Here is a 25333-nt window from a genome sequence, read left to right as displayed (position 1 = left end):
GCCCTCACATGGCGGCGCGGAACAGCGCCACGGCCTGCTGCTGGTCCATGGTCCGGGGGTTGGTCGTCAAGCAAGCGTCCCGCATCGTCGTCCGGGCCAGGCTGGCGACGTTGTGCTCGCCGACTCCCAGCCCGCGCAGTCCTCGCGGCACGCCGAGCGAGTCGGCCAATTCGCGCACGCGGTCGGCGAGCAGCTCGGCGGCCTGGTCCGCCCGCACCCGGTCGATGTCGATCCCGGCTGCACGAGCCAGGGGCCCGTAGCGGACGGGGTCTTCCGCGGCGTTGAACCGGATGACGTGGGGCAGCAGGATGGCGTTGATCATTCCGTGCGGCGCGTCCAGGAGCCCTCCCACTTGGTGGCTCATCGCGTGGGTGGCGCCAAGGATCGCGTTGGTAAAGGCCATGCCGGCTTCCAAGGACCCTTGGGCCATCGCCGTTCGTGCCTGCATGTTCTGGGGATCGACGAGCGTGCGCAAGAGATTCTCGGTCACCAGGCTGACCGCGTGCAACGCGTGGTGATCGGTGAGCGGGTTGTGCGCACGGGAGACGTAGGACTCGACGGCGTGGGCAAGAGCGTCGAGGCCGGTGGCGGCGTTGAGCCACTCCGGCATCGTGGTCAGCAGAAGCGGGTCGACGATCGATATCTCGGGAACGAGGGTGCGGCTGATGATGGTCACCTTGGTCTCCTGGAAGGTGTCGGTGACCACGCAGAATTGGGAAACGTCGGCTCCCGTGCCGGAAGTCGAGGGCACCATCACAAGTGGTGGAATCGGCTTGACGACCTCGTCGACCCCTTCGTAATCGAGGATGTGGCCGCCGTTGCCGGACAGGATCGCGACGCCTTTGGCGGCGTCCACGCAGGAGCCACCCCCTACCGCGATGATCACGTCCGCACCGGAGTCGACGTACCGGTCGTATGCCGCCTGGACCTCGAAGTCCTTGGGATTGGGGGTCAGGTCGGACCACACAACGGGGTGCAGCCCGACCGACCTGAGCTGCTCGCACGCTCGATGCGCCCAGCCTGCCTCCACCACACCTGCGTCGGTCAGCAGGAATGGGTGCCGCGCTCCGAGGCGCCCCGCGCTGTGTCCGAGTTCCAACAGCGCGTTCTGGCCGAACACGATCTCGGGCGCATGAAACTTGGCGAGCTGTCCGCTCGCTGTCGTCGGCTCAGCCGGCACACGAGGTCCCGCCAGTTGCTCCGTCCCAGTCCAGTCGCCGTTGGAGCCTGGGCCCACGCCAACCCGGGGCATCAAGCGCTCGCGGTCTGGGACGGCTCGTCAGGTGAGGTCACTCGCACGAGCAGCTGCAGGTCGTAGTGCGTGGATCGGAGTACCTCGTTCGCCGCCGACAGTGTGCGTAGGCCGTCTTCGGAAAGCCCCCCGGCATCGGGGAAGTTCGGTTCCACCACGTAACGGTCCACAGCGGTTCTCCTCGGTGCACTAGCAGCGCTACGACAGTGACCTCGACAAGTCCCGACCGTAATCTGTCTCTCACGGGGACGTAACCTCCCCAGTCGATCGGGCCTGCACCTGTCCAACTGGGCAGGGACCGGAGCGCGGAACCGGAACTGCGGCGGTACGCGCCGTGGCTCATCTTGGGCACATCGAGAGTCGCAGCGCCGCTGCGAGTGCAGAAGTCATCCACAGTGGACACAGAGGTCGTCTGGGGCGGTCGGGGTGGTCGTTGTCGCACGTGGCGAGCTTCGTCCGCGGTCGCCACTTCGGTGGCGAGGTTTTCCGCGATTGAGCATGGAAATACCGGGCCGTCCCTGCATGTCGAAACCGCGGCAGCTGGCGTGAGCCCGGGGGTGCGTACTGATCGTCGGGAGAGGCTACGAGCGGCGATCGGTACTGATGACGAACGCCGGCCGGAGGTGGCCAGGGAGAGGCGTGCCGGTGAGCAGCCCATCGGTGAGCCAGTGGCACAGGTCGATCACGTCGGCCAATTCGTGCAACGGCCCCGCGACCACCACCTCGCCGCTCGCTCGGCGGGCGGCGTCGCACGGTTGCACGAGAACGAACGGCCCCGCCCCCGGCTGCGATGTCGTGCAGGCTGGGGTGCCGCTCGTCCGTGGCAGGAGTGCCAGCGGGCACCCACCGCTTCGGACCAGCACGCCGTGCTCGCATTGCCGGACGGCTAATCGGAGCGCTGCCAGCGGGTCGACACCCCCAGCCGGACAGGGATCAACCCCGCACGCCACCGCCGTGAATCCTTCCGTATGCCGCATGACGGAAGCTTATCGAAAATGGTTCTCATTCTCATCTCCCCTGCATCCGTGCCTGTGAAGTGCAGCGCGTGGGCTTGCGGTCGAGGTGTTGAGTTCGCCGTGCGACGGAGATGGCCACGTTCTTGGTCGTGCCGAACGGCGGGGCCCGCCAGATCATCGAGGGTGGTGGTCAGTGACGCCAGACCATGGGAGTGCGGTGGCGTGGAGGCCGGATGATGCGTCGGGGGTCCGTTTGTGGAGGGGCTTACGTGGGAGTGCGATGAGCGAGGAACACGCCGGGATCGAGGACAAGTTCGACGACGCCGAGTACCCGGCGTACACGATGGGGCGAGCGGCGGAGATGGTGGGTGCGACCCAGCCGTTCTTGCGTTCGCTGGAGGAATCGGGGTTGCTCGTCCCAGTGCGTTCCGGAGGCGGGCATCGGCGCTATTCGCGCGCGCAGCTGCGGCGGGCCGCGCGGGTGCGCGAGCTGGTGGATCAGGGCATGCCGGTGTGGGGAGCGTGCCGGATCATCGCCCTGGAAGACCAGCTGGCGCAGCTGCGCGCCACACCCGCGGACGGAGAAGGTTGACAACGCCTGCTCTTGCCGACATCACCATCCCATGCGCGGCCGGTTGTCTCGCGCTTGTGCTCGTCACCGGCCGCCAGTTGCCGAAAGGTCGGAGCAAAACCACCGGGTTCGACCATTGGCCAACGCGTGGCGGATCGCCGTCATTGGTGAGGGCGCGGTCAGCTACATCAGTGCCGAGCGCCCGCGAGCCTGGATCTCGACGACATCAGCGCCGACTACACCGGCGGCCTTCTGACGGCTCGTCACATGCCTGATCCTTTTCGAACGTTCTCCGGGAACAAAGTAGGGCGTCCTCGCTGAGGTTCGCTGCGTCGGCCGGTCAAATGGCGTGTTCGGACGCGGTGTGGGTCCAGTGCCACTCGCCGGGTTCGGGAACGCGGTGCAGGATGAAACCGGCGGCGCGTAGTGTCGCGGCAGTGGGGCTGTCGTCCACCTGTGTGCGTGCTGATACCGCGGAGAGGCCGACGCGTTCGGCGTGGTCGACGAGCAGTCGTGCCAGCGCCGTACCGATGCCGCGCCGTTGCCAGTCGTCGCGGACGAGTAGGGCCACATCTCCTTGCTCGCCTTCGTACACGAGGTTTCCCCACGCGATGATGTCGTCGCCGTCGAAGACCGCTAGTGCCCGGCCGACTCCCGGGGTGAGCAGACGCAGGATCTCGTCTTGATCGGGAGGGCCTGCGCGGTGGCGGCGGTGTCGGGACGCCGGTGAACATGCTCGGTAGAAGGCGAGGAGGTGGGCGTAGTCGCTGCGGTCCACCACTCGCGTTGGAAGTTCCCGGCCGGAACGTGTGCCGATCACGTCGGCGTGGGCGGGCGTGCGTTCCCACGAGCGCGCCGCCAGATCCGCTAGGCGCTGGGCCCGGGCCTGCTCGGCCGGTGTGAATTCCCCGTTGCTGCGGTGCACCCGGAACATTCCTCCACCGGGCGCGGGCACGGCGATTGTGTGCTGGTCCTCCTGGATGCGGACGTTCGGTTCGCACCAGTCCACCGCGACCTCGCCGAGTAGCACGGCCAGTCCACGCCGCAGTTCGGTCCGCCCGGTGACCAGTCCCGTGGCGACACTCAATGCCCGCGTCGGTATGTCATCAAGCTCGTGCACCTCAGCGCGCGCCACACGGACGCTGGTTCCTCCGGCAACCCGCACGGCCCGCAGGAGGTCGCGACGACGTACCCCGGATGGGGCGTGCAAGAGAATCTCGTCCACCGCACCTTCGGTGGTGGGGTGCACTTGCACGGTGCGGATGTCGGCGCCGAGAGCGGCAAGTGCGGCAGCGACTTCGGCCAACTGGCCGGGCGCATCGACCACGCCGGTGCGCACGCGCCACAGCACCGGTTTTCGGTCGGGTTCCGCTTCGCGTACCTCCAGCGGCCGCTGCGTCTCCGACGCTGTTGCCGGGGCCGCCCCACCACTCGATGCGCCGTTGCGGCTCGCCGCGCCGACGGTCACTGCGGCCAGCGCTGACAACGCGGCGCCGATGAGCGCTGTTGCGGTCCCGCCACCGGCCGCCGCCCACACGAGTCCGGTCATCCAGACGAGCACGCCCACGAAAACGTAGCAGCCCCGGCCGTGCGCTCGTACCCAGCGCACAAAGCCTGTCTGTCGCATCCAGCGCATGCTCCGAGGATCGCCCCTCCCCGTTTCCCTGGTTTGAGCTCGGTGTTGCACGCGAGTCACAACCTCCGTGCGGCTTACCGGAACGATCCGCAGGGACCGGCGAGAGCGGCGGGGACACGCGCCGCCTGGAGGGGTTGGCGGCTGACGGGGCCTGAGTGAAGGGCGGTTCTGTCGGCGGCAGAGTGGGACGAGTCGCTGCGCTCGGGATCGGCTTCCCACCGGGTTACTGGACGATCTTTCCACGACGAGGTTTTCGTCGCGCGAAAAAGCGATGATCGATCGACCGGTCATCATAAACGCCCCTTGTCGGCTATTCGTTATTTCCGCTTAGACGCCGGAATCGCGATCGTCCATAATTTATGCTGGTTGCAAGTTGAGGTTCGTCGCAAACCTCGGGCAGTTGAGGGCAGCGAAGTCCGAAGTGGACTCGGCGGTTCAGTGGGGCGGCGCCGATCGGTAACTTGGCCGGACTGCGAAAAGGGCGGTTCGGAATTGGAAGACGCTGCCCACCCCGTCGGCATTGGGCTTCACTCCCGGTCATCTGCTTGGCTGCGTCTCCGGCGAGCTGGGGTTGCGCGAGTTCCTGGAAGCCCAGGGACACGAGCTGGTCGTCACTTCCGACAAGGACGGTCCCGACTCCGTTTTCGAACGTGAGCTGCCCGGCGCGGAGGTCGTCATCTCCCAGCCGTTCTGGCCCGCTTACCTCACCGCCGAGCGGATCGCCAAGGCGCCGAAGCTGAAGCTGGCCCTGACAGCGGGAATCGGGTCGGATCACGTCGACTTGGATGCCGCGATCCGGGCCGGGGTCACGGTCGCCGAGGTGACCTACAGCAACAGCATCAGCGTCGCCGAGCACGCGGTCATGCAAATTTTGACCTTGGTGCGCAACTTCCTGCCCGCCCACGAGTGGGTGGTCAACGGTGGCTGGAACATCGCTGATGCCGCCTCCAGATCGTACGACCTGGAGGGCATGGATGTGGGAGTGATCGGCGCCGGTCGCATCGGCCAGGCCGTGCTGCGGAGATTGGCCCCGTTCGGCGTGCGGTTGCACTACTTCTCCCCGATGCGACTGCCGACGGATGTGGAACACGAGCTCGGGACGGCCTTCCATCCCGATGCGGGCTCGCTCGCTAGGTCGGTCGATGTCGTTTCATTGCACGCGCCGTTGCATCCGCAGACGTACCACCTGTTCGACCGCGAGATGATCAACTCGATGCGCCGCGGCTCGTACATCGTCAACACCGCACGAGCCGAGATCACAGTTCGAGACGACGTGGTCGAGGCATTGGAAAGCGGTCAACTGGCCGGCTACGCAGGGGATGTCTGGTACCCCCAGCCACCGGAGACCGACCACCCGTGGCGCTCGATGCCGCACCAAGCGATGACGCCGCACGTGTCGGGCACGACGCTGTCGGCGCAGGCCCGCTACGCCGCGGGTACGCGGGAGGTCCTCGAGGACTTCCTCGCCGGGCGCCACATCCGGGAGGCGTACCTGATCGTCGAAGGCGGCGAACTGGCCGGTACAGGCGCGAAATCGTATACCGCCGGTGCGGGCGTCGAGGCCGGTCGCGGCGCGTAGTCGGCGTACGACTTCGGAGAAATGCCGGTCCGGTTATTGGCGTAGGCGGCTCGCGACTGCGGGCAGGGCGCTTCCGTGCCAGGAGCGAAGGACGGGAAAATGACCGATCTGACTGTGCTTCCCCACTACGACATGGAGGCCTGAATGGGGTTGACCAGCTCGACCTCCCCGGGCGAGTACCCCGAGCAGCAACCGGTGCTGACTCCGCTGACCGAGTCGGCGGTGTTCCTGGTTCTGACGATCGACGACGGTGGCGAGTCCGCCGTGCGGGACCTGCTCGCCGACCTGGCCGGTTTGCAGCGTGCGGTCGGGTTCCGCTACCCGGAAGGTGGCCTGGCCTGCGTCGCGGGCATCGGATCGGCGGCCTGGGACCGGTTGTTCGCCGGTCCCAGACCTGCCGAGCTGCACCGGTTGCCCGAGTTCGAAGGACCCCGGCACCGGGCGGTTTCGACTCCCGGCGACGTGCTGCTGCACATCCGCGCGCGGCAGCTGTTCCTGTGCTTCGAACTCGCCGCACAGGTAATGGCTCGGCTGCGCGGCTCGGCCACGGTGGTCGACGAGGTGCACGGGTTCAAGTACTGGGATCAACGCGACTTGCTCGGCTTCGTCGACGGCACTGAGAACCCGAGCGGCGGGGCGGCTCGAGCGGCGGTGACGGTCACCGCCGAGCAGGACCCCGCGTTCGAGGGATCGAGTTACGTCGTCGTGCAGAAGTACCTGCACGACACCGGCGCCTGGAATGCGTTGTCGACCGAGGAGCAGGAACGGGTGATCGGGCGTACGAAGCTCGACGACATCGAGCTTGACGATGCCGCGAAGCCCCCGAACTCGCACATCGCTGTCAACACGGTCAACGGTCCGGACGGCGAGGAACTGCAGATCGTGCGCGACAACATGCCCTTCGGACGAGTCGGATCGAGCGAGTTCGGCACCTACTTCATCGGGTACGCGAGCGACCCGGCGGTCATCGAAACGATGCTGGACAAAATGTTCGTCGGCTCCGGGCCCGGAACGCACGACCGAATCCTGGACTTCTCCACGGCGGTCACCGGGTCGTTGTTCGTCGTGCCGACCGCCGATTTCCTCGCTGATCAGCCTCCGGTGCCGGAAGCCAGGCCCACGAACGAAGCCGACACGTCGTTGACGATCGGGGGTGCTTGACCGGCGCAGGTGCGTGAGCCCGGAGATCGGCCGAGTGCTCGTCCGCCATGGGGCGGCGAACCTGGGCAACGCGGGTTCGAGCACCGGCGGGGACGGCGAGGTCTCCTGCGGCGTACTCCGGATGCGGAGGCGTGGTCCGCGGCGGACCTTTTCCGCGTGCGCGGCCACCTCGATGCGGAGGCATTCACATGCTAGGTGAGATCGGCTTCGTGCTTGCGCTCGTCGGGGTCGTGGTGCTGGTCGGCAAGATCAGCGGACGGACGCAGCTGCCGGGCCGCGGTCCTGCTCACGGTGATCGGCCTCGTGTACGCCGCGCTACCGGGACCGAAGTTGCGGCTCGAGCCGGAAGTCGTGCTCGACGTGGTGCTGCCGCCGCTGCTCTACCACGCTGCGCCCAGCTCCAGCCTGTTGGCGGTGAGAAGCCGTCTCCGCGCTGTCATCAGCCTGTCGGTGCTGCTCGTGCTCGCAACGGCGTTCGCGGTGGGCGGGCTGGTGGCGTGGCTGGTGCCTGCGGTTCCGCTGGCCGCGGCGGTCGCGCTGGGAGCGGCGGTTGCGCCTCCGGACCCCGTCGCCTCGCTCGCGGTGGGACGGCGCGCGCGGCTGCCCGCGCGGTTGTCGACGTTGATCGAAGGCGAAGGTCTGCTCAACGACGCGACGGCGCTCACGGTGTACCAAGTCGCGGTAGCCGTCGCCGTCGGTGGTCAGTTCTCCTTCGGCGCTGCCACGGGCAGCTTCCTGCTGGCCGCACTGGGCGGACTGTCGGTCGGTGCGGCGGTGGCGTGGCTGGTGCACTGTCCCGGCTGTTGCTCACCGACCCGCTGTCGGTCAACGTGATCTCGTTGGCGACCGCCTTCGCCGCCTACGTCCTAGCTGAGCTGTGCCGGACGTCGGGGGCTCCTTGCCGTGGTCGTGGCCGGTCTGGTCATCGGGCACCAGAACCCGCGGCTGCAGACCGGCGCTAGCCGCCGCCGGCACGGCGACCGAGCGTGCCCCGGGCGTCGCGCAAGAGTGCGCAGACCCGGTGCAGCAACGATTTCCGTTGATAGATTCGAGTTATCGGAGCATCGAAAGTAGCTTTTGGACGCACTGGTCGAGATGTGTTGCACTTCGTTTCAGCAGAAGTTGCCCGTGCTGAGCATTCGATCGTTTCAAGGGATTTTCGACCGCCCGCTGCGCCCGCTACGAACCGGTCGTGGGCGCCGGTATCGGAACGGGCGCAGCGGCAACGGGTCGTGGAGGCGTTTTACTCGACGCCGCTGCCCGAGCGACGAGGAGGTGTGCTGTGCCGTCTTGGCGAGTGCGCGATTTCCATGGTGATGACCTGGACCAGGCGATCCACATCTGGGATCAGAGCCGGGAAGGCACCGAACCGGTGTTCTCGGCTGCCGAGGTGGTCTCGATCGCGCAGGCCGGGCATCCGGCGATGGTCGCGGTCGTGCAGCAGGACGTCGTCGGCATGGCGGCGGCCAAGGTGGAGGGCGAGCGGGCGTGGCTGGCGCTGTTCGCCCTCGACGCGCGGTGGCGCAACCGGGGCATCGGCAGCGCGCTGCTGGCTGAACTCGAAAAGCGGCTGCGCGCGCACGGGGTGCATCGCCAGCTTGGTGCCCGAAGGAGCCGCCGGGTCCAAGGCGATGATCAACTCGGGCTACCGGCCGCGCACCGACCTGACCTACTTCGAAAAGGTGGACGAGCTCGACCCAGCCGACTTCGACGTGCTGGAACACCTCGGCGGCGGCCTTCTCCCACCCGGCCGGTGGGACGCGCTGGCCGGGATGCGGCGGGAGAAGGACGTCATCGAACGCCGGGTCGTGCTGCCGATCGCCCATCCGGGGCCGGCGGAACGGCACGGTGTGCTGCCCCCGAAAGCCATCGTCCTGTTCGGACCTCCGGGTACCGGCAAGACCAGCTTCGCCAAGGCGGTCGCTTCCCGGCTGAACTGGCCGTTTGTGGAATTGTTCCCGTCCCGCTTGGCCGCTTCCTCACCGGACGGGTTGGCGGCTTCGCTGCGCGAGATCTTCGCGCAGCTGGAGGAGCTCGACGACCTCGTCCTGTTCATCGACGAGGTCGAAGAGATCGCTGGTACGCGTTCTGGCCCGGCAGCGGGTCCGGCCCATGGGGTGACCAATGAGTTGCTCAAGCTCATCCCGGGTTTCCGCGAACACGACCACCGCCTGCTGGTCTGCGCCACGAACTCCGTGAGCTCGTTGGATCACGCTTTCCTGCGGCCCGGCAGGTTCGACTACATCATCCCGGTCGGGCCACCGGATCCTCCCGCGCGGCGAGCGATCTGGTCGCGCTATCTCGGACCGGCGCGGGACAACGTCGACCTGGATCTGCTGGTGCAACGAACGGAACTGTTCACACCGGCCGACATCGAGTTCGCCGCGCGCCAGGGCGCCCAAGCCGCGTTCGAGCGCGACGTGCTGGAACACAGCGGTGAACTCGCTGTCACCACGGACTACCTGCAAGCGATCGCCGACGCCCGCCCGACGCTGAGCGCCGATGCCATCGCGACGTTTGAGCAGGATATCGACGCATATACCCGGCTGTAGGACGGCTGATCACGTGACGAAGTTGATCGTGCCGGCGATGGAAGAAATACGAACCTGCGCGGGTGGCATCTTCGGTTTTTCGGGCGCTGCTACTGGAAAAGTAGGCATCAATGGTGGGTGCAGGTGGCTGAAATGCGTTACCTTCGTTTGATCCTGGTGCTGCCCACGGGAGTGGCCCTCACGATTGCAATTGGCGCGCTGGTCCTACCGGGCGGGCAAGCGTCGGAATGGGTTCAGGTCGGATTGGGTGGCCTGTTCGTTGTGCTGATGCGGATGAAACACCGTCTCGATCAGAAGGTGCGGAATCTGAAATCGCATCTGCAGGGCGTCGTAGTGCGTTGTTCAGAAGGCACCGCGCTACCGGCGCACCCTGGTCGTGACATTGGTCGGGTCGAGGTCGGGAGTCGTCATTAGGTCGGTGACATGTGGCTTCGACGTGGTTCGCTCGCGACAGCTCGGTGTTGAATTATCGCGATCCGGCAACTGCGGCTACGCCGAGTACCTTGCACGTGTGTGTGGACGCCGTAGATTGGGCAGCGTGGAGTCGCTGGAGCATTCGTCATCATGAGTCGCGCGGGCATTCAGTGCGTTGGCGGTGGCGTGACGGTGGCTGATGCGATGTTGCATGCACCCAAGGTGTGCGGTTCGGCGACGACGGTTGCTCAGGCGCGCGAGATTTTTGAAGACGACCACGTGCACGCGGTGCTGGTCGTCGACGGTGGTCGGCTGCTGGCTGTGGTGGAGCGGCCGGACATCAGCTCGATGTCTCCGCAGGTTCCGGCCTGGTTGAGCGGGCGGTTGCAGGGGCGGGTCGTTCGTCCTGATGCTGATCTGGACGCTGCCTGGAGCGTGATGACCGCGAATCAGCGTCGGCGCCTGGCCGTCATCGATGACCAAGGCATGTTGCGTGGGTTGCTGTGTCTGAAACGCACGGGTCTCGGCTTCTGTTCCGATGCGGATGTCGAAGCACGTGCCAGCGAGCGTCGCGCGAATGCGACTGCCCTGCGGGCGGACCGGTAGTGCGCGCGTTTTCGCTGTGGTCGGGCCTGTTGTCTGCGCCGATCCGGTTCGTTGCGCGGTGCTAAATCACGACACTGGCGAGGGTGGCCGCGGTGGCGGACGCTAGCGCGGTGGCCCAGCCGTGTGGCCACAGTGGAGTGGAACCGAAGAAGGTGCTGACGCCCGGGGTCTGCACGGCGAGGGCCAAGGCTGCCGTGGACGCGAGTGCCGCGGCGGCTACGAGGGGAGTTCGACCTCGCAGCGCCAAGGTTTGGCCGAGCTGTGCGCCGATCAGTGCCACCAGCGCGACTGTGGCGCGTTCGGGCGGTGCCGGTCGCGCGGCCCCGCGAACCACGCCGCGCTCGCCGCGGCCTCCCAAGGCTGAAGTCTCCGGACACCCTCGGGCGGTTCAAGCCTTGAACGGCTTTCGCGCTGTCGCGATGATTTCGGTGGCCTCCGCCAGTCTGTACGTGTGTCATGCGGTCCGATGACCGCAGCGCAACCCGCAACTACTACGTTCGGAGAGAAGCTGTTGTCCGACACCACATGCCACATGTCGATCTCGCTCGACGGCTTCGTCGCCGGACCCGAGCAGAGCCGAGACGATCCGCTGGGCAAGCGCGGCCACGAGCTGCACGGTTGGCACATCGGCGACCCGCGCGCGACTGAAGCCGACAAGACGGCCGACAGGTGGCTGATGCGCCCGCGCGGCGCCTATGTCATGGGCCGAAACATGTTCGGGCCGATCCGAGGTGAGTGGAACGAGACGTGGGACGGATGGTGGGGACCCGAGCCCCCTTATCACGCCCCGGTGTTCGTGCTCACTCACTACGCCCACGAACCGATCGAGATGGAGGGCGGGACCACCTTCCACTTCGTCACCGAGGGCTTCGACACCGCTCACGCGCAGGCGCTCGAAACCGCCGACGGCAAGGGTGTGGACATCGCCGGTGGCGCTTCGACGGTTCGACAGGCACTCAACGCCGGCGTGATCGATGAACTCACCCTCGACATCGCACCCGTCCTGCTCGGCAGCGGCGAGCGCTTGTTCGAGGGCGTCGAGACCTTCGGTTTCGAGCCCGTCGAGGTGCTCCACTCGCCGCTGACCACCCATATCCGCTACCGCAAACGCGACGACGCCGATTGAGCAGCAACTGGGCCTTCGCGCGTCACGATCGAGGAACGGCGGATTCTGATCATCGTCGCCACACGGCGCTGATTTGATACGGGTCAGTCCAGCGGATGGCCGCAGCGATGCCGGTGGCCGCGCGGTGCGGGGGCGGGCGTCGCTGCGTGTCTCGCTGGAAACGGGGCACACCCGCAGCGACGCCTCAGCGGAATGTGCGCCGCAGCCAGCAGCTTCGGTATCCGTGGCCGCCGGCGACGTAATGAGCTTGCGGTTGTGCTGGGGCAGTTGCAGGAGACCGACGCCGGTGACATTCCGGTTGCGGTCAACGTCGGCAACCGGCTGGTGCTGCCGGTCTTGCACAGCGCCGTGCGCTTCCACCGCGGGCAGTCCTATCTTGAGCTGCGCGCCTCCGATCTTCCCGCCGAGTAGCCGGCATCCGTCCGAACAGGACTCAGGCGCGCCTGATCGCGGGGTGGTTGGTCACCGGCGCCGGTGGCGTGTAGCGTCCAGGGTGGTCGTTGTTTCTGGGTTCGTGTTTCGCGCATGCTCGCAGGATGTTGATGCGGGCGAGCTGCTGTCTTTGGTGTAGCTGGAGTTGAGCCGCCGTCTGAGATCCCCGGCCCGGGGCTGCCGCGCGGTGCGGTGTCCCGTGATTCCTCTAGCTCCCGAATGGAGACGTACATGACTCAGGGAACCGTGAAGTGGTTCAACTCGGAAAAGGGCTTCGGCTTCATCGCCCCGGACGAGGGCGGGCCGGACGTGTTCGTGCACTACTCGGCCATCGACGGCACGGGCTTCCGCACTCTCGAAGAGAACCAGCAGGTGAGCTTCGAGGTCAGCCAGGGCCCCAAGGGCGCCCAGGCGGACCTCGTCCGCGCCATTTGAGGTTGCGCTGTACCCTCCCCGGCTCGCGTGCTGCGCGGGCCGGGGACTGCGGTCCCGTCGGCACCGTTCCCGCATCCGCCTGCTGCGTGCGGTTGAGACGTGTCGATCGGAGTTACCGCAGCAACACCGGCGCCGCCGCGATGCCGCTGCCCCGCAGGGCGCGTGAGCAACCAGCTGGCCGCTACCTGTTGCACATCGGAACTTTTCTTTCCTAGTCGAGCCCAGGCCTGGTGCCACGGGCCGATACTCGGCTCGTCAACGCGCCCTGTGGCCTGCAGCAGCGACGCTTTCCGCGTCGGCGCCAGGCCGTGGGGACCTTCCACCATGCATTGGAGGCCCGGTGCGGGCCATCATCTCTCACCCGATCACGACCACGGCCACGTTCACAGTGGACGGTGACCTCGCCGGCCCGGAAATCACCCGGCGGGCCGAGCAGCTCTGGCCACATCTGCTGACCGCGCCATCGGCCACGCTCGTGGACCTGGCCGCGGCCGCCAGCGTCGATGTCGCTGGGGTCGACCTCTTCGCGTCCGCACGCACCTACGCAATCCACTGAGGACTCGCGCTTCGCCCCGTCAACGCGACGCCCTGCGTGCACAGCGTGCTGCACGCGGCCTTCGGCACCGACTTACTCCCGTCGGCTCCACGCGCTCACTGCGTGGCCCTCTGTCCTGAAAGGACTGACTCATGCCTCCTTCTTCCCCCGTTCACTCCAGCAGCCGGACTCGGAACGGCCCCGCCAGCGTCGATCGGCGCAGCACGCCGCAGCGTCCCGGCGCATGCCCGCCCGCCGGACATGGATCCAGCACGCTGAGGCCCGTCGCTCCCGTCGTGTTCCTCGAACCTGACCGGCCCCGCAGCACCCCGAGCCCTCGTCATCACCGGCAGGCAGACCGGAGCGACGGCACCATGCACCGGCTGCGCACCCCGTTCACCACCGATGATGACCGTGATCGGTGATCGACGGCACCACGTTCGTATCCTGGTGGCATGAGCGGAGCTCTGCCGACGCGCCCATGCTTCGATCAAGCCACGGTTGCGGGCCTGGGTTCGCCTGGCGAGCGCGATTTTCGCCGCCTCCGGGGCCGTACTCATCGTCCTGGTCCCAGCGGGCGGTCCACCGACAACGGTCGCGGCGGCGGTGTCACCCAACTGGGTGAAAGGACCGAGTGCTCCTGGTCGTAGCGGTCATTTGCGGCACCATGGGGCGCTCAACGCGCGGAGAGGAGAAGCGTCATGAGCGCACCCGCTGAGCACCCGCTTGAGACGCTGTACCACGCCCGCGATGCGCTTGAAGCGGCCGTCAATGCCGTACGCGAGCAGACAACCGCCCAGGTCAGCGACGAGCTGTGCTGCTACGCGGCAGTGGACACCTCAATCCTGTACGAGTTCCGGCACCTCGTGAGCGTGCTGATGACCAAGCTCGACACCAGCCGCCCGGCGGTGTATGCGGCACACGGCGAGATGCACGAGATCATCAACATGTTTGATCAGGTGATCGGGTATATCGAACGGCACCAGCCGACCATCGCCGCTCTACGCAAGACCGACGAAGCCAGGTGGCTCTCCCCGAAGGCCGGGCTACCGCTGTAGAGACATCCTCGCCGCCGGGGTCTGCTGCGTGTAGCGGACGGGGAGCTCGTTGACCCCGTTCAGCCAACCGGAGCGGGAGCCGCTTGGCCTCACGGGCACGGCGGAGGTCCGGGCCCGTGTCGGCGACGGCTTCGAAGAAGACGCATTGCTGCACATTCGGCTGGCCGGGCGCACGGCTGAGCTCATCCAACAAGAAGTTCAGCGATGATGGGCCTCCCTAGGCGTTGTATTTGTTCCATTTGCTGGCAGTGCAAAATCCGCCAGGTTCCGCAAAGTACTTTGATGGGTTTGTCGTCAGCGCTCCGATGCGATGAATTCGTCGACCAGCGCGGTTACCTCGCTGGCGGTCCCGATCAAGGCTGCGTGCATCATGCGCACCTGGAGGTCCTCCTGCCTGATCATGTAATCGAGGAAGGCCGCTTCCCGTGGTGGCCCTGCGTCTTTGAGTCGTCTGATGTCTTCGGCGTACTCGACGGTCCGCGGGTACGCGATCCGCAGGAGTTCGTGCAAGAGCGGCATGGGCGTGTGGCCAACGAGCCAGCCTCGGGTACGGGTCCTCCAGTCGGGTTCGAAGCTGATTTTCATTCGTCGGGCGGCGGCTCGGTACCTGGGTGCGTTGAATTCCTCCAGCTTCGCGTAGCCGACCCAGAACGGTCCCGAGTCGCATCCTCCGGCGCGGGCCGCGAGCAGGGTCATCGCGCTGCGGGCGAACTCTCGGTTGGCCAATTCGAGGCGGAACCCGTCGGCGAAGTCCGCGAACTTCATCTTCTTGCCTCCGATCGTGGTGTGCCCGGTCAGCCTGCGTCGATGACTTCGCGCGCGGCTCGGATGCCTGATTGCAATGCACCTTCGAAGTAGCCGATGTGTTCGGTGGCGGTTTCGGTGCCGGCCCAGTGGATCCGCCCGACGGGTTCACGGATGGTGTCGCCGTAGCCGGTCACGATGCCGGGTGGCATGTGGGCGCCGTAGCCGCCCTCGGCCCACTCGTCCCGGATCCAGTCGTAATCGACGTACTCGATCGGAGACGCGGCGTCTTCGCCGAAGTAGTGGACGAGGTCCTCGATGACGGCTTCGCGACGCTCGTCGACGCTCAGCTGGCTGTACTGCACTGCATGCTCGCCCTCGATGAGACCGACGAGCACCCCGACGCTCTCGTTCTGGAGCGTCTGGTCGAAGACGAGCGCCAGGGCGCGGTCGGTGCTCATGGCCGCGCCGCTCAACCCGCGGTGGCGCCAGAAGGGTGTCGGGTAGGCGATGTGCATCTTGATCACCGACCCCATCGGCATGCGTTGTTGCAGTCCGGCCCGCCGTACCGGCAGTGCGGGGCTGAAGGTGATGCGGTTGGTGACCGATGGCGGGGTAAAGTCGATTGCGGGTTTGCGCCTCGATGGTCCGCTCCAGCTCGCGAACCCTAGGCTCGAGCTCGCACTTTCCGCACCGTTTCCGCCGGCACGCCGGGAAGTCCATCGGAATCCACTTAGGACTGCGAACCGGCGTGCGCCAGGGCCTGCGCGGCCGCACGCAACAGGGGGCTGGGTCCGTACGGAGCCACACTGCGCCTCGGTGGCGGCGCATCGGCTCCTGTTGGGAGCGCGAGAACGGCGACGTCCGCGTTGTCGGTCCAGCAACGATGCTTGGCGGCTGCGTGTGCCAGCAGTTATGCAGCGTGCCAGGACTCGGAGGCGGCACTTGCCGTAGCAGGATGTCGGCTCGTTGGGAGAGGTTGTGGATGCGGCTGGCTTTGGCGCAGGTCGATACGGCGCTTGGTGATGTCGAGGCGAATTCCGGTGCTGCCGAGGCGGTCGTGCGGCAGGCGGCCGAGCGCGAGGTCGAACTCGTGGTCTTCCCGGAGCTGAGCTTGCACGGTTACGCGCTCGGGAAACTGCCCGATGACCGGTCGATCGCGGTGACCGATGATCGGGTTGCGCGGTTGTCGCGCTTCGGGCCGGACGTGCTCGTCGGCCTGCACGAGGACGGCCGTCTGCGGCGGTACAACTCGGCGACCTACTGCGCTGATGGCCACGTGCTGCACACCCATCGCAAGCTCTACTTGCCGAACTACTTGAGCTGGGAGGAGCGCAAGCACGCCAGCCCTGGGACGGCGCTGCGCGCCTACGAGACGCGGCACGCACGGATGGCGACGTTGGTCTGCAACGACGCCTGGCAGCCCGTATTGCCCTGGCTGGCCGCCCAAGACGGTGCGGAAGTGCTGTTGGTGCCGGCCAACAGCGCCTCCGGTGTGGCGCCCGGTGCCGTCGACACCGAGTCGTATTGGCGCGACTTGCTGCTGTTCATCGCGCGAATGCAGCAGTGCTGGGTGGTGTTCGTCAACAGGGTCGGTGACGAGGCAGGTGTTTCGTTCTGGGGCGGATCGAGGGTGCTCGATCCGTGGGGCGAGGTGGTCGCCGAGGCACCCCGCTGGGATTCCGCGCTGACCGTTGTCGACATCGAGGTGCAGGCGGCGCGGAGGCGGCGCCGAGAGATGCCGTTGTTGCAGGAGTCCCGGTTCGGCTTGGTGTCGCGGGAGGTCAACAGGTTGCTGGAGGAAGGCGCGGACTGATCGCCGCATTGCCGGGCGAGCAACGAGCGTTGTCAACGACCGGGTCGGGTCCCACAGTGGTCGGCGTGTTCGACCTCCATGTGCATGCCGCACCGGACGTGACGCCGCGCCGGGCCGATGACCGGGACGTGGTGGCCGCTTACGCGGCTGCGGGATTCACCGGTTGCGTCCTCAAAGGACACTACGAGTCTACGGTCGGGCGCGCGGTCGCAGCGGGCCGCGGGCAGCCGGTGCGCGTGTACGGCGGCATCGCGCTCAACCAGCACGTCGGTGGCGTCAATCCCGCTGCAGTGGCGGCATGCCTGGACGCAGGTGGCCGCTTCGTGTGGATGCCGACGGCCGATGCGCACACCCAGCGGTCGGCGAGATTGCCCAGCCTGTGCGGTACCCGTCCGGAGCTGTCGGGCCATAGCTACGCGCTCCCGCCGGTGGATCCGTCCACCGCTGACGACGCGCGGGCGATCTGCCGGCTGATCGCGGAAGCCGACGCGGTGCTGGCGACCGGCCACATCAGCGGGGACGAGGCGGCCTGGCTGGTTCCCACGGCCCGGCAGCAGGGGGTGCGCAGGATCCTGCTGACCCATCCGAGCTACACCGTGCCCGCCATGACGGCGTCGCAAGCGACGGCCCTGATCGCGCACGGGGCGCTCGCCGAGATCACGACGTTCCAGCTGCTGCACCAGACCGGGTGCACTCCGGAAATGCTGGCGGCGTTCGCCGACGAGGTCGGGCTGGCCAACGTGGTGCTGTCCTCGGACGCCGGCCAGCAGGACTCGCCGAATCCGCCCGAGGCATTGGAACTGCTCGTCGACGTGCTCACCGGGCAGGGCCTCGACCGCGGCGCGCTGCGTGCCTGCGCGGGCGAGCGGCCTGACGCACTGGTGAGCCGCTAGCACCATCGGCAGCTGACTTCCGCGCGGCCCGAGACCTGACATTCCCGCCACATCACCGGAATCAGCGAGATCGCTCCGCAACGGCGCACGCACGGCGTCGAACCCGGCGTGGTGCTCGACGAGGTTCGTCCAGCGATGCGACCGCGGGAAGGAATGGGCGGGAACCGCCTATCGGCTCCGGCCGGACGTCTCCTCGGACACTTCACTCCGAACTGGTGCGTGCGACATGCCGATCAGCGAGGAACTTGCCGTTGCTCGGGCAGCAACGATGGTTGCCCGCGCCACGTGCGGCTTTCACTATTCCGGCCATGAATCAGGAAAGCTCGTCCAGCGTTCACCGCGCGGCGGCCATCCTGGGGGTCTTGGGCTCGGTGGACGCTGCCGAACGGGGCAGCCTCGGAGTGGTCGAGATCGCCCGCCGCGTGCGGAGGGAGAAGACGCAGATCTCCCGTGCGTTGCGGGTGCTCGAAGAGACCGGGATGGTCGCTCGCGATCCCGAGACGCTCGGCTACCGGCTGGGCTGGCGGATGTTCACGATGGCCGCCCACGTCGGCCAGCAGCGGTTGTTGGCGGAGGCGCCGCCGGTGCTGCGCAGCGTCGTGTCGGTGACCAAGGAACGTGCGCACTTGACCGTGCTCGACGGCGACGGTGCGCTGACCGTGATGTCGGAGAGCCCGATGCGCGCCGTGCAGACGGCGGGCTGGGTGGGCCGGGTGACTCCGCTGCACACCACCTCGTCCGGCCGGGCGCTGCTGTTCGACCACGACGATGACGAGATCAGGGACCTGCTCGACGACGCCGTGTTCGACCGGGCGGGCCCACGCGCCCCGCAGGACGCCGAGGAAGTGATCTCCCGCGTGCGCGAGGCCCGCGCCCGCGGCTACGCCCTGGTGCACGAGGAGTTCGAAGAATGCCTCGTCGCCGCGGCCGCACCCGTGCGCGACTTCCGCAACCGCGTGGTCGCAGCGCTGAACGTTTCCGCGCCGAAGTTCCGCCTCGGCCGCGACCTAGACCGCGCCGGGCGCATCGTCCGCACTGCGGCAGGGCGGATCTCACGCGCGATGGCCGGTATCGAGTCGGCCTGCGATAAGACCACCGGCCAGGACATACCGGGCCGGTAACCCACCGACAAGGAGGAATCGTGATCTCCCGACCTCTGCCGTTCTTCAGCAGCGGCCTGCGCTTGGACGCTGACCTGCACCTGCCCGACGACGGCGGTGCGGGCGCCCCGTACCCGGTGGTCGTCCCGTCGTCCGGATTCCAGGGCTTGAAGGTCATCCACCCGGAGCGCTTCGCCCGCGCGCTCACACCTCGGGGCTATGCGGTGCTCGCTTTCGACTACCGCGGTTTCGGCTTCAGCGAAGGGGAACGTGGCAGGCTGATTCCGCAGGAGTGGGCCGAGGACCTGCGTGCCGCTGTCGACCGGGTGTCCGCTGTGGACGAACTCGACGCAGACCGGATCGGGCTGCTCGGCTGGGGCATGGGCGGCGGCGTCGTCGTCTCCGAAGCGGCCGAGGACCCGCGCGTCCGGGCCGTCGCGTCCGTCAACGCCATTGCCGACGGCGCCCGTTCCACTCGCGCCATGCACGACGAGCGGACGTGGAACAGCCTGCTGGAGCGGGTCATGGCCGATCGCGCACGTCGCACCGAACTCGGCCGTTCCGAGATCACTTCACCGTGGGACATCGTACGGCTTGACCTGGACGACAACACCGACGGCTACGTCGGCACGGAGCTCTACCGCGCCCCCGGCTTCGGTTCCGGCGTCACCCTGGAATCCGCCGACATGCTCCTGCGGTTCTCCCCTGAAGCGGTGGCGCACCGCATCGCCCCGCGCCCGCTGCTGGTGGTCCACGGCAGTACCAACGAACTGCACAAGCCCGAAGAGGCCCGCTCCCTCTACGCACATGCGGCTGAGCCCAAGCGGCTGGAACTCATCGACGACGCCGGACACACCGAGTTCATGTTCGACGAGCACCCGACCTTCTGCGGCCTCGTCGACCGGCTCGACGACTTCTTCGCCGACGCGCTCGACCGCGCGCCGGTGGGCTAGGCGAGCACCCGCGGCATGGGATTCCTCGAATATCTCGCCGGAAACTGGACGGAGGTCCTCGGGGCGACGACCGCGCACGCTGTGCTCGTCCTCGAAGGGCTCGGCCTGGCGGTGCTGATCGGAGTGCCGGTGGCGGTAGTGGTCTACCGCACCGACGCCCTGCGCGCCGCGGTGCTCGGCGCCACCGCGCTGCTGCTGACGATCCCCTCGTACGCGTTGTTCGGCCTGCTCATCGCACCGCTGGGGCTAGGCAACGCGCCGTCGATCGTCGCGCTCACCATGTACGCGCTGTTGCCGGTGGTGAGAAGACGCAGTTCAGCACCCAGCTCGCAGCGCTCACCACGCGCTCGGAACTCGTGCGGGCACATCCCGAAGTTGGCGAACTCGCCCGGAGAATCGGGCAGGAGCTCACCGAAGAGACGATGGTGGAACTGAACGGCATGGTCGACCTGCACGGCGCGAGCCCCGACCGAGCCGCACTGCACTTCCTGAACAGCCGCAGCTTCATCTGACCGATGCCCGCCGCCGTTTGGCCAGACAGGTCTGCTGCGGCCGAACCGGTCGACGATCGCTCGCCCTCCGAAGACATGGGCCGCGACGGGTGTTTCCAGCCGCACCGGGTACCAGTGTGGCGTCAGAGGATCGGCTCCCCGCCGGTGGCCGCGATGCGAGTGCCGGAAACGTAGCTGGACTCGTCGGCGGCGAGCAGGACGTAGGTGCCGGCGAGTTCAGCGGGTTGTCCGGGCGCCCCAGGGGAACGTCTTCACCGAAGTGCTCGACTTGCTCGGGTGGCATCGTCGCGGGAATCAGCGGCGTCCAGATCGGGCCGGGGGCGATGCTGTTCGTTCGGATGCCCCGTGGGCCGTAGAGCCGGGCGAGCCCGGCGGTGAAGTTGGCGATGCCCGCTTGGTGGTGTCGTAGGCCAGCAGCGTCGGTGGTGGCATGTCAGAGTTCACCGAGGTCGAATTGATGATCGACGCGCCTGGCCCCATGTGCGGCAGCGCCGCTTTGCACAGGTGAAACAACGCGCTGAGGTTGACCGCGAGGGTGTAGTCCCACTCCTCGTCGGGGACGTCTTCGAGCCGCGCGCGTCGTCTGGAACGCCGCGTTGTTGACCAGAACATCGATCCGGCCGAACGCGTCGACGGCGCGTTCGATGATGCTGCGGCAGTGCGCGGGCTCGGCGAGATCGCCGGGAACCAGCACCGACTTGCTGCCCGCCTCCTCGACCAGTCGTGCGGTGGACTCGGCGTCCTCGTGCTCGTCGAGGTAGGGCAGCAGCACGTCGGCGCCCTCGCGGGCGAAGGCGATCGCCACGGCACGCCCGATACCGCTGTCGCCGCCGGTGATGGCGGTGGCCTTGCCGATCAGCCGCACGGCACCGGTATAGGTCGTCTCACCGTGATCGGGAACCGGGGTCATCTCGCCCGTCAGACCGGGTGGTGTTTGCTGCTGCGAGGTTGTCCCATCACTGCCTCCAACCTGCGGCGCCCCGCACCCGCCGTACCCGGGCGGCTCGGGCGTGAACCCTCGCCCCGCCGCTGGTTCGCCGGGACGGCGACGCCGTGATCGGAGGTCTGGACGAGTACGACGGCGCTAGAAGGCGGATGGCGGCGAGGATCGTTTCCGCGCTACGGGCGGCTGGCAGCGCCGGCCGACCGGATTCAGGTTGTCCGTGATCTGATCACCGGCTGCGGGCTCGAAGAGCATGCGGTGCCGTCCGGGGGGCAGCGACGCATGCACGTGCCGACCGACGGCGACCGGGTCGTCCATGTTGTGGAGGGCATCGAAGATGGCGACCAACTCGTAGGTGCCGGGGGACTGATCGGCTCTGGCTACTATTCTTGGCGTGGCTGCGTTTTTCCGTTCCCGGCAGGAACGGCAGCCGTCCGGACGATCGGAAGCCGAACAGGTGGTGAAAGGCCTGGATCCGGGGAACGTCCCCGCTGCGCGCGCCACCGAGCACTGTGGACGGTCCGGCGATGTTGGCGGGCAAGCCGGATTCGCGCGCCTGGGGTGCGGACATGCAGTCCTCGTCCGGCACCGGAGTCGATTTGCGTCCATTCGTTCCGCACGTTCGTGCTCGTACGAATCAGAACGGCCCCAGCAGCCGGTTTCCCGCCGCCTGCGGGTCCGTGCTGGTGATGAAGTCGGTAACCGGACCAGAGCTTCCTCGTAGGTCATCCGGGCGGGGTCGGCCGTCCGCATTGCCGTCCAGGTCTGCTCGGCCTCGTCGTCGCTGAGCTTGACGATCTCGGTGCCGAGCCGGTACCGGTTCTTGCCGAGCGGGGCATCCAGTTGTGGTTGCGGGAGACGGATGGGCCGGTGGATCTAGCTGATCCGGAGCATCGGGCGTTGACGGTGTTGTTGGGTTCGCAGTCGCGGCGTGGGGTGGTGCGGTCGCGGTATCGGGTGTTGGCCGGCGATGCGGACGCAGGCGTGTGTGCAGGGGCGGTTTTTGGGTGGTCGGCCGCCGTATGGGTATCGGCTTGTGGATGCGGGTCCGCATCCGTTGGAGGCGCATGCGCGGTGGGGGCGTCGGTTGCGTCAGTTGGAGCCGAATCCGGTGACGGGGCCGTGGGTGCGGTGGATTTTTCAGCAGCGTGCGGTGGGGCGGAGCATTGCCGGCATTGCACGGGAGCTCAACGATCGTGGGGTGGTGTGTCCGTCGGGTGCTGATTCGCGGCGGAATCGGCATCGTTCGGGGCGGGCGTGGAGGACGCCGACGGTGGCCGGGATCTTGGAGAATCCGCGTTACACCGGCAGGCAGGTGTGGAACCGCACCGGCACGACCCAGAGCCTCGGGGCGGCTCGTCGTGCCGGCGGTACGGGCCGTCGGACGAACGCGGGGGAGTGGGCGGTGTCGGACGCGCCGGCGCATGCGGCGTTGGTGGACGAGGCGACGTTTCGTTCGGTGCGGGGCATCCGGGCGGCGAGGAGATCCCAGGACGGTGGGACCCGAAGGTATCGGCTGGCGGGGTTGGTGGTGTGTGGGGCGTGTGATCGGCGGTTCGATTCGCACTGGGCGCATAACTGCCCCGGTTACCGCTGCCGTCACGGCCGCACGAGCGCCCGGGCCGAGGCGCCGGGTCTGAAGAGCGTCTATGTCAGGGAGGAACACCTTCTCGACGGGCTGCGATCCCGGCTGCCGGAGGTCAGCGGCGCCGAGGAGGATGTGGTCAACTATCTTCGCGCGAACGGGTTGGTGATCGTCTACCTCGGTCCGGACTGGATACTCGAACAGCTCCAGCCCGAACCGGCACCCACAGCACCACCACTCAGCGGGACACAGCTGTCCCTACCAGGGTGCTGACCGACGCATCGGCCGGGTACCGCGAGGAACGCGGGCGTTGGCGAAATGCCGAGCGAGCACCAGGCAGGCAAGCTGCGAAAACAGCCCTAGACGCGACCGAGGCGAGACCGTAGCCTCGCCTCGGCTGATATCAAGGACCCCTACGCTACGAAAGATCAAACCCGTGGGGTAATTCTGTGTCCGAGGACGAAGTTGCGCGCCAACCACACGAATCGAGCTTCCGGAGGTCGGCTAAATGGAGGCGGTCCGCTCGGCTTGCCAAACCTGGATGTCACCAGGCAGCAGGCATGAATCGTCAGGGGCAGGGTGGGGTCGGAATTATGGCGCGCCGACCCAGTTCCATTCTCCGGACTCGACCATGGACAGGTACTTCGGGATCGGAAGCGCTGTAGGTGGCAGGTGTGCGGGAGTGCCGTCCTTGGGGACGATGATATTCCGCACCATTGGCAATTGGGTCGGATCATCCGTGTCGCTGTCGGCCAGGTCGAATGCCACGATCCATGCGTTGGGGACCTCGCCGATTCCTTCGATGACGATCGTGGACCCAACCGCATCGTCGCCGTAAACCTCCGCCAAAAATTGTTCAGCGGCGCGGTTGGCGTCGTCTTTCGAAACCATTCCAGCTGCACTCCTCAACCTGTCGCGCACCTACCGGTACGGCATGTATCCAATGCGGTCGACATTTTGTTCCAGCTCCGCGAGATTACCCGTTTGGCCATCAAGGAACTCCACCCCGTGCGGGCCGTGATGGACGTTGAACACGTGGGCCGTGGGCTTTATGAACAAGTCCGGGTTGCCCGGACGATTGATGTAGACCACACCACGTGATCCTGCACCGCGGGCGTGCATGTCCTTGATGATGTCATCATAGCTGGACACGTCCTGGAACCTGGCATTGGGATTGCCCAGTGCGGCCGGATCCGGCCACCGCGGGTTGTGCAACGGTGCGGTCGAGACCTCGACCCCGTTCAACCGATGTTCAACGGTGGCCACGTTGTTCGAGCAGTTCTCCACGTAGCCAGGTGTGCTCGCATTGAACCGAGGGGCATTGATGGCATTTTCGCCATTCATCCACGAGTGCTGATCACGGAGGAACCACCTCCTCATGGCCGGATTCGCCGAGCCTGCGTGGATCGCCGGTTCGGAAATGTGTGACGTGGGGCGTGCAAGAAAACGCCAGTCCTTGGCCATGCTGAAGGCAGCTTTGCCGAGTTTCGCCAACTTGCCTATGGGAATGACCGTCAACGCGGTGTCGACCAAAATTGAGGTGAGGCTGCCTTCGCCGGTGGCGGCGTAGATGCCGGCGTCGATGGCCAGCGCGGCGCCGCCGGTGATCCCGGCGGCCACTAGGAACGCTCCTCCGACGGCATTGCCGACCACCGGGATGGCCTGCAAGGCAAGGCCAACGACCGCGAGTCCCGCGGAGACGATCTTCAGGGCCTCGGAGATGTTTTTGAGAGCATCTTTGTTCTCCCGGATGAAATCCCGTCCCTGGCCGATCAGATCCAACGTGCCCGGGGGTTCCTGGAACCGCATTCCTTTGGCCTCTTCGATGCGGTTCGCGCATTCCTGAGCGGCGGCGCTCATCTCGGTACGCAGCCCATTGGCCTTGTTCACGCAGTCCTGCCACGCCGCACGGGCGGCGGATACGGCCGCCGACGCGGCGTCCGCGCCGGAGCTGTGGGGAGCTGCGGACGACGGGACCTGTCCGGCCGGGGCATGGGCCAGGTGTGCCTGGTTGGCGTCGTGCGCGCGCTGCAGGCGACCTTCGCTGGCCTTGACCTGATCCCAAAGTTCCGGCGCCCGCTGCGCCAGCGGGCGCATCGTGCTCTGCAGATCCGAAAGCCGCGAGGAAAAGGCGGTCAACGCCTGGCCGACCTGGCTGAAGGCAGTGCCGGTGGTCCGCAAATGCGGAGGCAGGTCCGAGCTGAGCTTCTCCCGGAACTGATCACCCTCCGGACCGACGAACTGACCGGTATCCATCCCGGTGATCCGGTCAGCGGCATGGGAGGCGTTCTGACCGAAACGCTCGTAGCGCTGGGCCGACGCGGCGATCGCCTCCGGAGATCCACCCAGCGAGAACAAGTGAGCCGGAAAATCGGACATCAAGACCTACCCCCACAGCACCGAACGAGCTGCGACGTGCCGACACCTCGTCACGGGCGGTACCGCGGCCAGCAGCGCTCGTGTGCGGCAACCAC

General features: G+C 67.1%; 27 protein-coding genes and 2 pseudogenes. 20 read left to right on the top strand and 9 right to left on the bottom strand.

Annotated features, from left to right (window positions below; translation table 11 throughout):
* Positions 1-4: 4 nt before the first annotated feature.
* A complete protein-coding gene (locus V1457_RS24705; RefSeq protein WP_407074721.1) occupies positions 5-1180 on the bottom strand; it encodes an iron-containing alcohol dehydrogenase in 1176 nt (391 codons plus the stop codon).
* A 71-nt stretch (positions 1181-1251) separates the two neighbouring features.
* Entirely contained in the window at positions 1252-1422 is a 171-nt protein-coding gene (locus V1457_RS24700) for a hypothetical protein (RefSeq protein ID WP_200072804.1), read from the bottom strand.
* A 1066-nt stretch (positions 1423-2488) separates the two neighbouring features.
* On the opposite strand from V1457_RS24700, the gene V1457_RS24695 reads away from it, so the two are divergent.
* Positions 2489-2800, top strand: coding sequence for a helix-turn-helix domain-containing protein (locus V1457_RS24695; RefSeq protein WP_200072803.1), 312 nt, complete (start codon positions 2489-2491; stop codon positions 2798-2800).
* A gap of 319 nt (positions 2801-3119) precedes the next feature.
* Here the strand turns inward: V1457_RS24695 and V1457_RS24690 are convergent, their stop codons facing one another.
* Positions 3120-4475 (bottom strand): GNAT family N-acetyltransferase, encoded by a 1356-nt coding sequence (locus V1457_RS24690; protein WP_338597197.1) that lies wholly within the window; start codon positions 4473-4475, stop codon positions 3120-3122.
* A gap of 442 nt (positions 4476-4917) precedes the next feature.
* Between V1457_RS24690 and V1457_RS24685 the strand changes: the two genes are divergently transcribed.
* The 7 genes and pseudogenes from V1457_RS24685 (at position 4918) to V1457_RS24655 (ending at position 10727) form a co-directional block, all read left to right on the top strand.
* Entirely contained in the window at positions 4918-5994 is a 1077-nt protein-coding gene (locus V1457_RS24685; RefSeq protein WP_338605109.1) for an NAD-dependent formate dehydrogenase, read from the top strand.
* 144 nt (positions 5995-6138) lie between these two features.
* On the top strand, positions 6139-7155 hold the full coding sequence (locus tag V1457_RS24680; protein ID WP_338597195.1) for a Dyp-type peroxidase: 1017 nt from the start codon (positions 6139-6141) through the stop codon (positions 7153-7155).
* A 291-nt stretch (positions 7156-7446) separates the two neighbouring features.
* Positions 7447-7989 (top strand): cation:proton antiporter, encoded by a 543-nt coding sequence (locus tag V1457_RS24675; RefSeq protein WP_338597194.1) that lies wholly within the window; start codon positions 7447-7449, stop codon positions 7987-7989.
* 589 nt (positions 7990-8578) lie between these two features.
* Positions 8579-8698 (top strand): annotated as a pseudogene (locus V1457_RS24670) (GNAT family N-acetyltransferase); the annotation flags it as partial.
* A gap of 58 nt (positions 8699-8756) precedes the next feature.
* Complete coding sequence (locus tag V1457_RS24665; protein ID WP_338597193.1) at positions 8757-9707, top strand: ATP-binding protein; 951 nt, start codon at positions 8757-8759, stop codon at positions 9705-9707.
* Positions 9708-9824: 117 nt separating this feature from the next.
* Positions 9825-10121, top strand: coding sequence for a hypothetical protein (locus tag V1457_RS24660; protein ID WP_338597191.1), 297 nt, complete (start codon positions 9825-9827; stop codon positions 10119-10121).
* 150 nt (positions 10122-10271) lie between these two features.
* A complete protein-coding gene (locus V1457_RS24655) occupies positions 10272-10727 on the top strand; it encodes a CBS domain-containing protein (RefSeq protein WP_338597190.1) in 456 nt (151 codons plus the stop codon).
* A gap of 61 nt (positions 10728-10788) precedes the next feature.
* Here V1457_RS24655 and V1457_RS30690 read toward each other — a convergent pair whose 3' ends face one another.
* A complete protein-coding gene (locus tag V1457_RS30690; RefSeq protein ID WP_407074796.1) occupies positions 10789-11061 on the bottom strand; it encodes a cation transporting ATPase C-terminal domain-containing protein in 273 nt (90 codons plus the stop codon).
* Positions 11062-11259: 198 nt separating this feature from the next.
* Between V1457_RS30690 and V1457_RS24650 the strand changes: the two genes are divergently transcribed.
* From V1457_RS24650 to V1457_RS24625, 6 genes are all read left to right on the top strand, one after another.
* Positions 11260-11853, top strand: coding sequence for a dihydrofolate reductase family protein (locus V1457_RS24650; RefSeq protein ID WP_338597187.1), 594 nt, complete (start codon positions 11260-11262; stop codon positions 11851-11853).
* A 255-nt stretch (positions 11854-12108) separates the two neighbouring features.
* The gene (locus V1457_RS24645) at positions 12109-12264 is read left to right on the top strand and encodes a hypothetical protein (protein ID WP_338597185.1); all 156 of its coding nucleotides are present in this window, start codon (positions 12109-12111) and stop codon (positions 12262-12264) included.
* Positions 12265-12516: 252 nt separating this feature from the next.
* Positions 12517-12720 carry a cold-shock protein gene (locus V1457_RS24640; protein WP_200072795.1) on the top strand — a complete coding sequence of 68 codons (204 nt, stop codon included), beginning with the start codon at positions 12517-12519 and terminating at the stop codon, positions 12718-12720.
* Positions 12721-13060: 340 nt separating this feature from the next.
* Complete coding sequence (locus tag V1457_RS24635) at positions 13061-13276, top strand: hypothetical protein (protein WP_338597183.1); 216 nt, start codon at positions 13061-13063, stop codon at positions 13274-13276.
* Positions 13277-13956: 680 nt separating this feature from the next.
* A complete protein-coding gene (locus tag V1457_RS24630) occupies positions 13957-14313 on the top strand; it encodes a hypothetical protein (protein ID WP_200072793.1) in 357 nt (118 codons plus the stop codon).
* 49 nt (positions 14314-14362) lie between these two features.
* Positions 14363-14521, top strand: a complete 159-nt coding sequence (locus V1457_RS24625) for a hypothetical protein (RefSeq protein WP_338597181.1) — start codon at positions 14363-14365, stop codon at positions 14519-14521.
* A gap of 86 nt (positions 14522-14607) precedes the next feature.
* On the opposite strand, the gene V1457_RS24620 is transcribed toward V1457_RS24625, so the two are convergent.
* Together V1457_RS24620 and V1457_RS24615 are read right to left on the bottom strand one after the other, a co-directional pair.
* Positions 14608-15078 carry a hypothetical protein gene (locus V1457_RS24620; RefSeq protein WP_338597180.1) on the bottom strand — a complete coding sequence of 157 codons (471 nt, stop codon included), beginning with the start codon at positions 15076-15078 and terminating at the stop codon, positions 14608-14610.
* Positions 15079-15107: 29 nt separating this feature from the next.
* Complete coding sequence (locus V1457_RS24615) at positions 15108-15941, bottom strand: FAD-dependent oxidoreductase (RefSeq protein WP_338597178.1); 834 nt, start codon at positions 15939-15941, stop codon at positions 15108-15110.
* 101 nt (positions 15942-16042) lie between these two features.
* On the opposite strand from V1457_RS24615, the gene V1457_RS24610 reads away from it, so the two are divergent.
* The 5 genes from V1457_RS24610 (at position 16043) to V1457_RS24590 (ending at position 20331) form a co-directional block, all read left to right on the top strand.
* Positions 16043-16873 (top strand): nitrilase-related carbon-nitrogen hydrolase, encoded by an 831-nt coding sequence (locus V1457_RS24610; RefSeq protein ID WP_338605107.1) that lies wholly within the window; start codon positions 16043-16045, stop codon positions 16871-16873.
* Positions 16874-16938: 65 nt separating this feature from the next.
* Positions 16939-17766 carry a DUF6282 family protein gene (locus tag V1457_RS24605; protein ID WP_295149809.1) on the top strand — a complete coding sequence of 276 codons (828 nt, stop codon included), beginning with the start codon at positions 16939-16941 and terminating at the stop codon, positions 17764-17766.
* Positions 17767-18074: 308 nt separating this feature from the next.
* The gene (locus V1457_RS24600; RefSeq protein WP_338597175.1) at positions 18075-18887 is read left to right on the top strand and encodes an IclR family transcriptional regulator; all 813 of its coding nucleotides are present in this window, start codon (positions 18075-18077) and stop codon (positions 18885-18887) included.
* Between the two features lie 20 nt (positions 18888-18907).
* Positions 18908-19819, top strand: a complete 912-nt coding sequence (locus V1457_RS24595; protein WP_338597173.1) for an alpha/beta hydrolase — start codon at positions 18908-18910, stop codon at positions 19817-19819.
* Positions 19753-20331: a glycine betaine ABC transporter substrate-binding protein gene (locus tag V1457_RS24590; protein ID WP_338605105.1), complete on the top strand. Its 579-nt coding sequence runs from the start codon at positions 19753-19755 to the stop codon at positions 20329-20331. The genes V1457_RS24595 and V1457_RS24590 overlap by 67 nt, the downstream gene beginning before the upstream one ends.
* Positions 20332-20453: 122 nt before the next feature.
* Here the strand turns inward: V1457_RS24590 and V1457_RS24585 are convergent.
* Positions 20454-21241, bottom strand: a pseudogene (locus V1457_RS24585) (SDR family oxidoreductase).
* Positions 21242-22244: 1003 nt separating this feature from the next.
* Between V1457_RS24585 and V1457_RS24580 the strand changes: the two are divergent.
* Positions 22245-23132 carry a recombinase family protein gene (locus V1457_RS24580; protein ID WP_338597171.1) on the top strand — a complete coding sequence of 296 codons (888 nt, stop codon included), beginning with the start codon at positions 22245-22247 and terminating at the stop codon, positions 23130-23132.
* Between the two features lie 318 nt (positions 23133-23450).
* Here V1457_RS24580 and V1457_RS24575 read toward each other — a convergent pair whose 3' ends face one another.
* Together V1457_RS24575 and V1457_RS24570 are read right to left on the bottom strand one after the other, a co-directional pair.
* On the bottom strand, positions 23451-23750 hold the full coding sequence (locus V1457_RS24575) for a YrhB domain-containing protein (RefSeq protein WP_200072583.1): 300 nt from the start codon (positions 23748-23750) through the stop codon (positions 23451-23453).
* Between the two features lie 30 nt (positions 23751-23780).
* Positions 23781-25238 (bottom strand): toxin glutamine deamidase domain-containing protein, encoded by a 1458-nt coding sequence (locus tag V1457_RS24570; protein WP_338597169.1) that lies wholly within the window; start codon positions 25236-25238, stop codon positions 23781-23783.
* Positions 25239-25333: the final 95 nt, after the last annotated feature.

Source organism: Saccharopolyspora sp. SCSIO 74807, from assembly GCF_037023755.1.
Classification (GTDB): Bacteria; Actinomycetota; Actinomycetes; order Mycobacteriales; family Pseudonocardiaceae; genus Saccharopolyspora_C; species Saccharopolyspora_C galaxeae.
The sequence above is the reverse complement of the archived record's forward strand: the minus strand, read 5'-3'. Positions and strand labels throughout refer to the sequence as shown.